Raw genomic sequence first — 13,177 nt, 5'->3', positions numbered from 1 at the left:
CAAGACCTTGTTGATCACGATGCCGCTGGATATCTGGTGGGTCACGTGTAAGGTACTTTCGCGCGGGCCTTTCGTCGGAGGCTGGAGCGGCGGGACAACCGCGTGGTGGTCGTGCATCGGCGTCGAAACATTTTCGAAAACTTCTAGCAGCACCGCACTTCTTTAAGGAGAGCAAAGTAGATGACGGCTCTAGATCGGACCCCGTCGGCGGACCGGGCCCTGCGCCCGTGGCAGGACCCGGCGCGACCCGTGGCCGACCGAGTCGAGGCGCTCCTTGCCGAGATGACGCTGGAGGAGAAAGTCGGCCAGCTCGGCAGCCGGTGGATCGGGAACGACATGCAGGAGCCGGAGCCCGAGCCGGGCGCCGAGCCGCTCAACGTCGCGCCGATGCAGGACGTCTTCGCCGCCTCCGGCACGGTGCCCCTGGAGGAGGCCGTCCGCCACGGGCTCGGCCACCTGACCCGCGTCTACGGCAGCGCCCCCGTGACTCCGGCCGAGGGCGCCGCGGAGCTCGTCCGCCTGCAGCGGGCCGTCGTCGAGCGGTCCCGGCTGGGCATCCCCGCCATCGTCCACGAGGAGTGCCTGACGGGCTTCACCGCCTACGGCGCCACGGTCTACCCGGCGGCCATCGCGTGGGCGGCCACGTTCGACCCCGAGCTGGTCGAGCGGATGGCCGCCGCCATCGGCCGCGACATGCGGGCCCTCGGCGTGCACCAGGGGCTGTCGCCGGTGCTCGACGTGGTCCGCGACTACCGATGGGGCCGGGTCGAGGAGACCATGGGGGAGGACCCGCACCTCGTCGCCATGCTCGGCTCCGCGTACGTCCGCGGCCTGGAGAGCGCCGGGATCATCGCCACCCTCAAACACTTCGCCGGCTACTCCGCCTCGCGCGCCGCCCGCAACCACGGCCCCGTGCCGATGGGCCGCCGCGAGCTGATGGACATGATCCTGCCGCCGTTCGAGACCGCGATCGCGCTCGGCGGGGCGCGCTCGGTGATGAACTCCTACTCCGACGTCGACGGCGTGCCCGCCGCGGCCGACCCCTGGCTGCTGACCGAGGTGCTGCGCGAGGAGTGGGGCTTCGGCGGGACGGTGGTCTCCGACTACTGGGCGGTCCCGTTCCTCGCCACCATGCACCGCGTCGCCGCCGACCCCGCAGAGGCGGGCGCGCAGGCGCTGTCCGCCGGCATCGACGTCGAGCTGCCCGACACCCTCGGCTACGGCCAGCAGCTCGCCGAGCGCGTGCGCCGCGGTGAGCTGCCCGAGTCGCTGATCGACCGAGCCGTCCGCCGCCTGCTCACCCAGAAGGTGGAGCAGGGTCTGCTCGACCCGGGCTGGTCGCCCGAGGGCTCGGTCACCGGGGCCGAGGCCGTCGACCTCGACTCGCCCGCCAACCGCGCCCTGGCCAGGGAGCTGGCCGAGCGCTCGGTCATCCTGCTCGACGCCGGCACCGCGCTCCCGCTGCTCGGCGAGGGCCGCGCCGCGCCGGGCCGGGTCGCCGTCGTCGGGCCGGGCGCGCACGACCCCCGCACGTTCATGGGCTGCTACGCCTTCCCCAACCACGTGCTGCCCCGTCACCCCGGCCTCGGCCTCGGCATCGCGGCGCCCAGCGTGCTCGACGCGCTGCGCGAGGAGCTGCCGGAGGCGGAGATCCGTTACGAGAAGGGCTGCCAGGTGCGCGGCGACGACCGCTCCGGCTTCGCCGCCGCGCTGGCCGCCGCCCGCGACGCCGACGTGTGCGTGGCCGTGGTCGGCGACCTGGCCGGCCTGTTCGGGCAGGGCACCTCCGGTGAGGGCTGCGACGCCGAGGACCTGCGGCTGCCCGGTGTCCAGGCCGACCTGCTGGCCGAGCTGGCCGCCACCGGCACGCCGGTCGTCGTGGTCGTCGTCTCCGGCCGCCCGTACGCGCTGGGCGAGGTCCATGAGCGAGCCGCCGCGCTCGTGCAGGCCTTCATGCCCGGCGAGGAGGGCGGCGCGGCCATCGCCGGCGTGCTGTCCGGACGGGTCCAGCCTGCGGGCCGGCTGCCCGTGCAGATCCCGCGCACCCCGGGCGGGCAGCCGGGCACGTACCTGCAGCCGCCCCTGGGCGCGGACAGCCACGGCATCAGCAACCTCGACCCGAGCCCCCTCTTCGCCTTCGGGTACGGCTCCTCCTACACCTCCTTCGAGGTCGGCGACCTCGAACTAAGCGACACCGAGGTGCCGACCGACGGCGAGTTCACCGCCTCCGTCACCGTGCGCAACACCGGCGGCCGGGCCGGCGAGGAGGTCGTCCAGCTCTACCTGCACGACGTCCTCGCCCAGGTCACCCGGCCGGTGCGGCAGCTGACCGGGTTCGCCAGGGTCCGCCTGGAGCCGGGTGAGAGCACGCGGGTGCGCTTCCTGGTGCACGCGGACCGCACCGCGTTCACCGGCCGCGACCTGCGGCGGATCATCGAGCCCGGCGACGTCGAGGTGCTCGTCGGCACGTCCGCGGCCGACCTGCCGTGCCGCGGCGTCGTACGGCTGACCGGCCCCCTCCGGCACGTCGGACACGAGCGCAGACTCGTGACACCTGTGGAGATCGGTCCTGGTGCGCGATCGCAGGGGGGTGCCGATGCCGGCGAGTCCTAGACGCGCCACGCTGGCCACGGTGGCCGCGTCGGCCGGCGTGTCGGTCGCGACCGTCTCCAAGGTGCTCAACGGCCGCAGCGACGTCTCGCCCGCGACCCGCTCGCTGGTGCAGGCGGTGCTGCGCGAGCACGACTACGTCGCCCCGGCGCCGCGCCGCGAGGCCACCGGGCTCGCCACCGTCGAGCTCCAGTTCGACGCCGACCTCAACGCCTACTCCACCGAGATCGTCCAGGGCGCCGTGGCGGCCGGGGCGGAGGTGGGCGTCGGCATCGTGGTCAGCATCGGCAACGGTGTGGACCGCACCACCGCCTGGGCCCGCGAGCTGGTCGCCGCGGGCCGGCGCGCGCTCATCGCGGTGACCAGCCAGATGAACGCCGGGCAGCCGGCCGCCCTGGCCAGGGCGCGACTGCCGCTGGTGCTCATCGACCCGCTCAACCTGCCGCGCACCCGCGTCACCAGCATCGGGTCGACCAACTTCGCCGGCGGCCTGGCCGCCACCCACCACCTGCTCTCCCTCGGCCACCGCCGCATCGCCTACGTCGGCGGCCCGGCCACGGCGGGCTGCAACCAGGCGCGCCTGCACGGCTACCGCGCCGCCATGGAGTCGGAGGGCGCGCCGGTGCTGCCCGGTTACGTGCGCTCGGGCCACTTCCGCTACCACGACGGCGTGGAGGGCGGCGCGGCCGTGCTCGACCTGCCCCGGCCGCCGACCGCCATCTTCGCCGGCAGCGACGAGATGGCCGTCGGCATCATGGAGGCGGCCAGGGCGCGCGGGCTGCGCATCCCCGAGGATCTCAGCATCGTCGGCTTCGACGACACCCAGATCGCGCAGGTGACCTCGCCGCCGCTGACGACCGTCCGCCAGCCGCTGCGCGAGATGGGCGGTGTCGCCCTGCGCACGGCGCTGCGCCTGGCGGCGGGGGAGAAGGTCGACTCCCACCACGTGGAGCTGGCCACCGAACTCGTGGTGCGCGGCTCGACGGCGCCCGCCCCGTCGGGATGACGGGAAGAGCCCGGGCGCGGTCGCGGTTGCAGATCACCGTGGAGGAGAGCGAGGTCGTGGTCATCGGCGCCGGGCAGGCGGGCCTGTCCAGCGCCTACCACCTGCGGCGTTTCAGGTACGAGCCGGTCGTGCTCGACGCGGCCGACGGGCCGGGCGGCGCGTGGCGGCACCGGTCGCCCTCGCTGACCATGGAGAAGGTGCACGGCATCTTCGACCTGCCCGGCGTCCGCCGCCCGCCCGGCGGCGACGGGCGGCGGCCGGCCGCCGACGTCGTCCCCGGCTACTACGCCGCTTATGAGCGCGCGATCGGGCTCGACGTGCTGCGCCCGGTGCGGGTCACCGCGGTGCGGCGCGGGCCCGGGGAGCGCCTGGTCGTGGAGTCGGGCTCGGGCGCGTGGGCGGCGCGGGCCGTGGTCAACGCGTCCGGCACGTGGACGCGCCCGTACTGGCCGTACTACCCGGGCCGCGGCTCCTTCGCCGGGCGGCAGCTCCACTACGCGTGGTACCGGGGGCCGGAGGAGTTCGCGGGGCGGCATGTGGTCGTCGTCGGCGGCGGCGCCTCGGCGATGCACGTACTGTCCGAGGTCGCGGGCGTCGCCGCGGCCACCACGTGGGTGACGCGCCGGCCGCCCGTGCTGGAGGAGGAGTTCTTCGGCGAGCAGGCCAGGCGCGCGGCCGTCGCCAAGGTCGAGGAGCGCGTACGCGCCGGGTTCCCGCCGCAGAGCATCGTGAGCGTGACCGGCCTGCGCTACAGCGTCGCCCTCAGGGAGGCGCTGGCGAAGGGGGCGCTGGAACGGCTGCAGATGTTCGACCGCATCGTGGCGGACGGCGTCGCCTGGGACGACGGCGGGTTCGTCCCGGCCGACACGATCGTCTGGGCCACCGGGTTCCGCTCGGCGCTCGACCATCTCGCGCCCCTGCGACTCAGGGAGCCCCAGGGCGGCATCCGCGTCGACGGCACGCGCGTCGTCAAGGAGCCCCGGCTGCAGCTCGTCGGCTACGGGCCTTCGGCCAGCACGATCGGCGCCAACCGGGCCGGTCGCGAGGCGGCCCGCAACGTCCGCGAGCACCTGGCCGCGCGTCCTTCCCGGCCGGCCGCCTGACCGCGTCTCAGCTCTCCGCGACGCCGAACGCGGTCCAGGAGCGGTCGGGGAAGCCCGCCGCCCGTGCCACGGCCGCCGACGCGGTGTTCGTGACGGCGTGCAGGTACGTCGGCACCGCGCCCTCGTCGAGCACCCGCCGGGCCGCCTGCGCCACCAGCCGCCGCGCCAGCCCGCGCCCGCGCACCCCGCGCTCGGTGACCACCGCCAGCTCGTGCCCGTACGGGTCGTGGCGCTTGATCCCCACCCCCGCCAGGTGCTCGCCGGTCTCCGGGTCCACGGCCACCAGGACCTCCCCGCCGAACGGCCACAGCCACTCCGGCACGCCGGGGGCGGTGGCGGGCACCCACTGCCCGGCGTCCTCCAGCGGGGCCGGGCTCGTCGTCCACCGGAAGACGCCCTCGAACCAGCCGCGCTCGGCGTACCCGACGAGCGCGGGCACCTGCCGCGGCGAGGTCGCGGCGGCCACCCGCGCCACGTGCTCGGGCGGCACCGACAGCACCGCGCCGTCCGGCGTGCCGACGCCCAGGGCCGGGTGGACGCGACCGTCCCAGCCGGGCTCGGTGCGCCGGTCCGAGCCGGTGACCTGCAGCTTCTCGCGCGGCGGCCACGCGCCCAGCCAATGGCGCAAATGGTCAGTTATCGACACGAACTTACTATAAAGAGCGGAAAGATATCGATCGCGGCGGGGCTTGGTAACGCACACGAAGGGGGTCGACACAGGCCGTGACACCGGCTAGCTTCCTGACATAAGGATCTTTATCCGGTCAGGAGGTCCGTATGCACGTTCCCGGTTACACCGAGATCCGGGAACTCGGCCACGGGGGAACGGGGCGGGTCATGCTCGCCGTACGCGACTCCGACGGTCTGGTCGTCGCCATCAAGCACTTGTCCGAGACGCTGCGCGCGGACGCCGCCTTCGTGGCGGCGTTCCGCGCGGAGGCGGAGCTCATCCGCGAGATCGACAGCCCCCACACCGCCCGCGTGCTCGACTACACCGAGGGCGAGGACGACGCCGTCATCGTGATGGAGCTGGTCGACGGCGTCACCCTGCGGCGGCTGCTGGAGCACGAGGGACCTACCGGCGCCGAGGCCGCGCTCGTCGTGCTGAAGGGCGCGCTGCTCGGGCTGGCCGAGGCGCACCGGCGCGGGGTCGTGCACCGCGACTTCAAGCCGGAGAACGTCCTGGTCACCCCGGACGGCGACAGCAAGCTCGTCGACTTCGGCGTGGCGGCGCGCGCGGGCGAGACGGCGCCCCGCGTGGGCACCCCCGCGTACATGGCCCCCGAGCAGTGGGACGACGCCCCGGCCGGCCCGGCGACCGACGTGTACGCCGCCACCCTGGTCTGCTACGAGTGCCTGACCGGCCACCGCCCCTTCCACGCCGACGACATCGCCGCGCTCGCCTACCAGCACCTGCACCTCCCGCCCCCGCTGGAGGAGATCGACGAGCCGCTGCGCCCCCTGGTCGGGCACGGCCTGGCCAAGGAGCCGGCGCAACGCCCGGAGTCGGCCGAGGCGTTCCTGGCCGAGCTGGAGGAGGCGGCGCGGGCCGCGTACGGCGAGGAATGGGAGCCGCGCGGCCGGGCCGGGCTCGCGACGCTGACCCTGCCGCTGGCCGCCCTGCTGCCGCGACCCGTGCCGGGCGGTGGCGGCGACGGCGGTGTCACGAGCCTGTTCCACAACGCGCTCACGCCCGCGGGCAAGCTCGCCGTGACCGGCGGGCTGGTGCTCGCGACCGCTGCCGCGGTGACGTCGGCGTTCGTGATCTGGAGCGAGCCGCCGGGGCGGAGCAGCGGCAGCGCCCTGCCGCCCGGCACCGCGGTCGCGCCCGCCGCGCCCGCGACGACGTCCGCCCCGCCCACGCCGTCTCCGGCGGCGTCCCGGACGCCGTCGCCGGAGCCCACGCCGAGCGAGGCCGCCACACCTGCGGCCGTCACGCCGCCCGTGACGGACGCAAGGCCGCCGAGCCGCGCGCCCGTGCGGAACGTGGCGCCGCCCCGGAGCCGGCCGACCGGCGGGCCGGCGACCCGGGAGCCGACCCGCGCGCCCACCCGCGCGCCTGTACCGACGCGCACGCAGCGGCCGGAGCCGAGCGGCCCGCCGTCCACGACCTCGCCCCCGGAGACCGACCCGCCCGAAGAGCCGCCCGTGGACGTGCCCGACGATCCCTCCGACGGCCCGCCCGACGGCCCGCCCGACGGCCCGCCCGACGGCCCGCCCGACGGCCCGCCCGGCGGCCCGCCCGGCGGCGGCGAGGAGCCGCCGCCCGCCACGCAGGCGCCGCCCCCGCCGCCCGAGCCCGCCCCGCCGGCCCGCGAACCGCTGTTGTCGGTCTCGGTCAGCGTCTCGCTCGACCTGCCGGTGCTCGGCGGCGAAAGCGGTCAGGGCGGCGAAGGCGGTGGAGGCGGCGGACTGGTGGACGCCGGCATCGGCGTGGGCCTCGGCTCCAGCCTCCTGGGGTTCGCGGTGGTGCCCGGATCCATGCTGCTCGCCCGCCAGATCGTCGTCCGCAGGGTACGAAAGGGCCGCGACGCCGAAAAGTCGTGAAATACAGGCAAAGGCGGCCGATCTCCTACTATCGTGCGTCCGATAGAGGGCGCCCTCTGGCCTGAAAAGCTCATGGCCGGAACCTGCCCTGCGCGTCCGGGGTGAGGAGAAGAGTGGCGGTATGGCGGGCCGTGACCACGCTCGCCGCCGTGCTCCTGGTTACGGCGGTGCCGGCGCAGGCCGAACCGAAACCGACGGTGAAGCGGCTCAAGAAGGAGCTGTCCGTGCTCCAGAAGGACGCCGACAAGCTCATCACGGACTACTACGCCGGTCGCATCGCCCACCAGAAGGCCGAGAAGGCGGAGAAGGCGGCGCGTGAGAGGCTGGCCACCGCCCAGGAGGTCTACGACAGCCACTCCACCAGCCTCAGAGCCATGGCCGTCGCCCAGTACGTCGGCGGCGAGCCGAGTCAGCCGGCCATGCTGACCGGCAACCGCGACCCGTCGGCGCTGCTCGACCGGATGGCGCTCGCCCAGCACCTCGTCGACGTCCAGGACGCCAGGGTGCGCGGCTACGCCGAGGTCAGGAACGCCCACCGGCAGGCGAGCGCAGAGGCCGAGACCCGCGCGAAGGACCTGCGGCGGACCGTCGAGGACCTGGGCGAACGCAGGGAGAAGGCCGAGAAGCAGATCGAGAAGGTCAAGGACAGGATCGACCTGCTCTACACCGCGCCCGGGATCCGGCGACCCGACGGGACGTGGGTGCCGCAGCTGCCCGACGGCCCCGACAACATCACCCCCAGGATGCGCCTGGTCAGGAACCTCATCGGGGACCGGTTCGAGGTGCCGTACGGAATCGGGTGCTACCGGCCGATCCAGGACGGTGGCGAGCACCCGCTCGGCCGGGCGTGCGACTTCATGCTGAGCCGGGGCGGCGCGATGCCGTCCGCGGCCGAGTTGCGGCGCGGCGACCAGATCGCCGCCTGGGCCGTCAAGAACGCCGAACGGCTCGGCATCATGTACGTGATCTACCGCCAGCGCATCTGGCACGTCGGAACGGGCTCCTGGCGCACGATGTCCGACCGCGGCGGCACCACGGCCAACCACTACGACCATCCGCACATTTCGGTCTATTGACCGGTTGGCTCAACGGGTGCTTACTGAAGGTCGCAAAGCACCCTTGATCGGAGCCTCCCCGAAAGGACCCCTCCGGTGTCGCGTGAGCGCCTCGCGTTACTGCTGGCCGTGCTTCTCTCCCTGTCGTCCCTGGTGGGACAGACGCCGTCCGCCTCCGCCGCCCCCGCCGCCGAGCGGAACGGGTTGCGCGGCGACTACTACCTCGCCTCGGCGGCGGGCAGGTTCGACTTCGCCGAGCTCAAGGCGAGCGTCGTCGACCCCGCCCTCGACCTGGCCGACCTGAACCCGGTGTTCCGGGAGCTGACCGGCAGGGAGGACGACGTCACCGTCCGGTGGACCGGCGAGATCGAAGTCCCGCGCTCCGAGACGTACACCTTCTCGATGATCGGCGACAACGGGTTCCGCCTCTGGGTGGACGGGCGGCTGATCATCGACCACTGGGTGGACGACTGGGACGTCGAGCAGACCGGCGAGCCCATCGCCCTGGAGGCGGGCAGGAAGTACGACGTCAAGGTCGAGTACTTCGAGCACCACGGCGGCGCCCACCTGCGGCTGCGCTGGCAGAGCCCGAGCGTGCCGAAGGCCGTCGTCCCGACGGAGGCGTTCACCGTGCCCGAGGACTTCCAGCCCCCCGGCCCCCGCGACGCCCGGCTCGACGAGGCCGGGGACGTCGCGACGCTGACGTTCGGCGCGCCGCTCGCGCCGCTGCCCGAAGACGCGGCCGAGCGGCTGGCGCTCACCGTCGGCGGCGCCGCCTGGCCGGTGACCTCCGCCGTCCTGCGGACGCCGCAGACCGTGGAGCTGAAACTGCGGCATCCGGTTCCCGCCAAGGCGGGCAACACCGTCCGCACCGCGTACGACGGCGGCGGCATCACGTACGCGGACGGCACGCCGCTGCCCGCCTACACCTACGTCCCCGTGGTCAACGCCTCCACCTACGTCCTGCGCACCCGATGGGCCGCGGAGGTCGATCCGGACGGCCCGCTGCCCGAGTACCCGAGGCCGCAGCTCGTCAGGGACCGCTGGCGCAGCCTCAACGGCACCTGGCAGTTCGCCCCCGCCGAGGAGGGAGAGGCCGCGCCCGTCGGCCGGGAGCTGCCCGAGCGGATCGTGGTGCCGTTCGCGGTGGAGTCGCAGCTGTCCGGCGTCGGGCGGCACGAGGAACGCATGTGGTACCGCAGGACGTTCGAGGTGCCTCGCACCTGGCGCGGCGAGCGGCTGCTGCTGCACCTAGACGCCGTCGACTGGCACGCCACCGTCTACGTCAACGGCGAGCGGGTGGCCGAGCACAAGGGCGGCTACGACCGCATCACCGCCGACGTGACCGCCGCGCTCCGGGGCGGCGGCCCGCAGGAGCTGGTCGTCGGCGTGTACGACCCGACCGACGAGGGCGCCCAGCCGATCGGCAAGCAGCGGCTCAGCCCGAGCGGCATCTGGTACACCGCCGTCTCCGGCATCTGGCAGAGCGTCTGGATGGAGCCGGTCCCCGCCCAGCGGATCGACCGTGTGGACACCGTGCCCGACCTGCGCGGCGAGGCGCTGCACGTCACCGTCCACGGCTCACCGGGCACCGCCACCGTGATCGCCAGGGACGGCCGGCGCGTGGTCGGCACCGTACGCGGCCCGGTCGGCGAGGAGCTCCGCCTCCCCGTGCCCGACCCCCGGCTGTGGTCACCCGACGACCCCCATCTGTACGACCTGGAGGTCAGGCTCAGGAACGACCGGGTGGAGTCGTACTTCGGGATGAGATCCATCGCGGTCTCCGGCGAACGCATCCTGCTCAACGGCCGGCCGGTCTTCCAGATCGGCCCCCTCGACCAGGGATTCTGGCCCGACGGCGGCTACACGGCCCCCACCGACGAGGCCCTGCGGTACGACCTGGAGCAGACCAAGGCCCTCGGCTTCAACGCCGTGCGCAAACACGTCAAGGTCGAGCCCGACCGCTGGTACCACCACGCCGACAAGCTCGGCCTGCTGGTGTGGCAGGACATGCCGTCGGCCTTCCGCACCACCGGCCGGGCGCAGTTCGAGGCCGAGCTGAAGGAGATGGTCGACCAGCATCGCAGCAGCCCGTCGATCGTCATGTGGGTGCCGTTCAACGAGGGCTGGGGCCAGTACGACCAGGCCCGCATCGCCGACCTGGTCAAGAGCTGGGACCCGTCACGGCTGGTGAACAACATGAGCGGGGTCAACTGCTGCGGCGCCGTGGACGGCGGCAACGGCGACATCAAGGACTTCCACATCTACCCGGGCCCCGGCAACCCCGGCAAGCCGTCGGGCGGCCGGGCGAACGTCCTCGGCGAGTACGGCGGCCTCAGCCTGCCGGTGGTCGGCCACACCTGGTCCGGCGGCGGCTGGGGGTACGCGGCCGAGCCCGACCCCGAGGCACTCACCGCCCGGTACGTGTCCATGATCGAGGAGATCCGGCGGCTGCAGTCGTGCGAGCGGCTCAGCGCCGCCGTCTACACCCAGACCACCGACGTCGAGACCGAGATCAACGGCCTGATGACGTACGACCGGGCGGTCACCAAACCCGACGCCGCCCGCCTCCGCGCCGCCCACGAAGCCCTGACCACCACGAACCCGCCCTGCGACGGAACCCGGTGAGATGACTAGCGGACCCGGCCGCGGGGCTTGAGCGGCGTGCCGGGCAGGACGGGCGCGGGCAGCGGCTCGCCGTCGTACCCCTCGACGGCGCCGAAGCCCTCGCCCTCCATCCACTCCTTGCGGAAGGCGGCGATCTCGTCGTGTGAGCGGCCCACGAAGTTCCACCACATGACGATCTCCTCCTTGAACGGCTCCCCGCCGATGAGCAGCACCCGCCCGCGCCCCGACAGCCGCACCCGCGACCGCCCGGGCGGCAGGTACGTCAGCGCCCCCGGCTCCAGCTCGGCCACCTCGCCGTCGAGCAGCAGCAGCCCGTGCTCGAACCCCGGGTCGACCGGCACCTCGCACACCCCGCCGACCGCGATCTGGGCGCCCACGAGCGGGCTGTAGGCGGTCGCGGGCGAGGTGACCCCGGCCAGCGATCCCATGACGACGGTCGCCTCGAAACCCGTGCCGGACACCACCGGCAGCGCCGGATGGTGTTCGAAGCCCGGCCCGACGTGGCGGTGCTCGCCGGGCAGCGCCACCCACAGCTGCACCCCGTGCAGCACGGCCTCCGGCGACTCCTCCGAGTGCGCGATGCCGCGCCCGGCGGTCATGAGGTTCAGCTGCCCGGGGCGGATCTCCTGCAGGGTGCCGACGCTGTCGCGGTGCAGCACCTCGCCCGCCAACAGCCAGCTCACCGTCTGCAGGCCCGTGTGCGGGTGCGGCGGCACCCGCATGGCGGCCCGCTGCGGCCCGTACGCGTCCACGAAGCACCACGCGCCGATCATGCGCCGGTGCACGTGCGGCAGCGTCCGGCTCACCAGCATCGCGCGCGGACCGCCCAGCGGCACCTCACGCCCCGTCAGCACCTCACTGCCCGCGCCCGCCTCGGCGGCGCAGCGGATCTCCCGCGGGTCGCGTTCCAGATTGCTCACGGTAGGACTGTACGCGACCCCGCTCAGGCGGAGATCTCCCACCAGTCCTCCACCGGCGGCACGGCGGCCGTGTCGACCGCCTCGCCCGGACGAGGCACCACGATCGAGACGTCGCGCGCCTTGGCCTCGCGCCACAACCGCTCCACCGGCTCGGCCCAGGGGTGCAGGGCCAGCGTGAACGTCGCCCAGTGCACCGGCAGCAGCAGCCTGCCGCCCAGGTCGAGGTGCGCGGTTACCGCCTCCTCCGGCGTCATGTGGGTGTCGGGCCACGCGGGGCCGTACGCGCCGATCGGCATCAGCGTCAGGTCGAACGGCCCGTGCGCCGCGCCGATGCCCTTGTAGCCCGCGAAGTAGCCGGAGTCGCCCGCGTAGAACACCCGCTTGGCCGCCCCGGCGACCACCCACGATCCCCACAGGGTGTCGTTCGCCGCGAAGGAGGCCCGCCCGGAGAAGTGCCGGGCCGCCGTGGCGACGAACCGCAACCCCGCCACCTGCGCCTCCTCGCCCCAGTCGAGCTCGACGATCCGGTACGCCGGCACGCCCCACCGCTCCAGGTGCGCCCCCACACCCAGCGGCACCACGAACGGCGACTTCTGCGTGTACGTCAGATGGCGCACGGTCGCCATGTCGAGATGGTCGTAGTGGTCGTGGGAGATCGCGACGGCGTCGATCGGCGGCAGCTGGCCGAGCTCCACGGGCACCGGGTGGTGCCGCTTCGGGCCGACGAACTGCGAGGGGGAGACCCGGTTGCTCCAGACCGGGTCGAACAGCACCCGCTTGCCCTCGATCTCCACCAGCGTCGAGGCGTGGCCGTACCAGACGGCGCGCAGGCCGTCGGCGGGCGGCTCGTCGGACGGCGGCACCCGCAGCGGGACGAATCCGTGGGGACGGCGCCGCCTGCTGCCGGACAGCTCGTCCAGGACGCTCGTGGCCGGTCTGGGCGGGTCGGGCATGGGGTTGACGAAAGCGCCGTTCACGAACTGCGGCGAGCGCCGTATCCGCGCCGCCCGGTCCGGCCCCGTCGTCAGAGGCCGCACGCCCAGCTCGGCCGGTACCTCGCGCATCGCCCAGCCGGCCGCGGCCAGAGCAGCGCCGCCCGCGACGATCCGCCACGCGGTCCGCATTCCTGCCATCGCCCACACTCCCTGAGAGGTCCCCTTCCCGCCCTGCGGGATTCCCGATAGGTCAGGCCGTGGTGATCGCCGCGCCGCCGACGCTCGCGGCATACGGGGATGCCAGCCACGTCACCAGGGCGGCGACCTTCTCCGGCCCGACGAACCTATCGGTCGCCTGGCCGGCGCCGCCCGG

9 protein-coding genes are annotated in these 13,177 nt (G+C 73.9%); 6 read left to right on the top strand and 3 right to left on the bottom strand.

Annotation, left to right across the window (positions count from 1 at the left end; all coding sequences use genetic code 11):
- Window positions 1-180: 180 nt before the first annotated feature.
- From ACIBP6_RS14155 to ACIBP6_RS14145, 3 genes are read left to right on the top strand one after another with little or no spacing between them, the layout of a single operon-like run.
- On the top strand, window positions 181-2,613 hold the full coding sequence (locus tag ACIBP6_RS14155; RefSeq protein WP_397052113.1) for a beta-xylosidase/alpha-l-arabinosidase: 2,433 nt from the start codon (window positions 181-183) through the stop codon (window positions 2,611-2,613).
- A complete protein-coding gene (locus ACIBP6_RS14150) occupies window positions 2,597-3,616 on the top strand; it encodes a LacI family DNA-binding transcriptional regulator (protein WP_397052111.1) in 1,020 nt (339 codons plus the stop codon). The genes ACIBP6_RS14155 and ACIBP6_RS14150 overlap by 17 nt, the downstream gene beginning before the upstream one ends.
- The gene (locus tag ACIBP6_RS14145; RefSeq protein WP_397052109.1) at window positions 3,613-4,719 is read left to right on the top strand and encodes an FAD-dependent oxidoreductase; all 1,107 of its coding nucleotides are present in this window, start codon (window positions 3,613-3,615) and stop codon (window positions 4,717-4,719) included. Before ACIBP6_RS14150 ends, ACIBP6_RS14145 begins: the two co-directional genes overlap by 4 nt.
- 7 nt (window positions 4,720-4,726) lie before the next feature.
- Here ACIBP6_RS14145 and ACIBP6_RS14140 read toward each other — a convergent pair whose 3' ends face one another.
- Window positions 4,727-5,365 (bottom strand): GNAT family N-acetyltransferase, encoded by a 639-nt coding sequence (locus ACIBP6_RS14140; RefSeq protein WP_397052107.1) that lies wholly within the window; start codon window positions 5,363-5,365, stop codon window positions 4,727-4,729.
- Between the two features lie 131 nt (window positions 5,366-5,496).
- Between ACIBP6_RS14140 and ACIBP6_RS14135 the strand changes: the two genes are divergently transcribed.
- From ACIBP6_RS14135 to ACIBP6_RS14125, 3 genes are all read left to right on the top strand, one after another.
- A complete protein-coding gene (locus tag ACIBP6_RS14135; protein WP_397052105.1) occupies window positions 5,497-7,266 on the top strand; it encodes a serine/threonine-protein kinase in 1,770 nt (589 codons plus the stop codon).
- A 113-nt stretch (window positions 7,267-7,379) separates the two neighbouring features.
- Window positions 7,380-8,342, top strand: a complete 963-nt coding sequence (locus ACIBP6_RS14130) for a coiled-coil domain-containing protein (RefSeq protein WP_397052103.1) — start codon at window positions 7,380-7,382, stop codon at window positions 8,340-8,342.
- A 75-nt stretch (window positions 8,343-8,417) separates the two neighbouring features.
- A complete protein-coding gene (locus ACIBP6_RS14125; protein ID WP_397052101.1) occupies window positions 8,418-10,949 on the top strand; it encodes a PA14 domain-containing protein in 2,532 nt (843 codons plus the stop codon).
- Between the two features lie 5 nt (window positions 10,950-10,954).
- Here the strand turns inward: ACIBP6_RS14125 and ACIBP6_RS14120 are convergent, their stop codons facing one another.
- Window positions 10,955-11,869, bottom strand: a complete 915-nt coding sequence (locus ACIBP6_RS14120; RefSeq protein ID WP_397052099.1) for a pirin family protein — start codon at window positions 11,867-11,869, stop codon at window positions 10,955-10,957.
- 23 nt (window positions 11,870-11,892) lie between these two features.
- Window positions 11,893-13,002: an MBL fold metallo-hydrolase gene (locus tag ACIBP6_RS14115; protein ID WP_397052097.1), complete on the bottom strand. Its 1,110-nt coding sequence runs from the start codon at window positions 13,000-13,002 to the stop codon at window positions 11,893-11,895.
- Window positions 13,003-13,177: the final 175 nt, after the last annotated feature.

Source organism: Nonomuraea terrae, from assembly GCF_044465245.1.
Taxonomy (GTDB): Bacteria; Actinomycetota; Actinomycetes; order Streptosporangiales; family Streptosporangiaceae; genus Nonomuraea; species Nonomuraea terrae.
The sequence above is the reverse complement of the archived record's forward strand: the minus strand, read 5'-3'. Positions and strand labels throughout refer to the sequence as shown.

Coding starts and splice junctions, on each gene's coding strand:
- ACIBP6_RS14150 (WP_397052111.1), top strand. CDS start 2,597: ATGCCGGCGAGTCCTAGACGCGCCACGCTGGCCACGGTGGCCGCGTCG.
- ACIBP6_RS14145 (WP_397052109.1), top strand. CDS start 3,613: ATGACGGGAAGAGCCCGGGCGCGGTCGCGGTTGCAGATCACCGTGGAG.
- ACIBP6_RS14135 (WP_397052105.1), top strand. CDS start 5,497: ATGCACGTTCCCGGTTACACCGAGATCCGGGAACTCGGCCACGGGGGA.
- ACIBP6_RS14115 (WP_397052097.1), bottom strand. CDS start 13,002: ATGGCAGGAATGCGGACCGCGTGGCGGATCGTCGCGGGCGGCGCTGCT.
- ACIBP6_RS14155 (WP_397052113.1), top strand. CDS start 181: ATGACGGCTCTAGATCGGACCCCGTCGGCGGACCGGGCCCTGCGCCCG.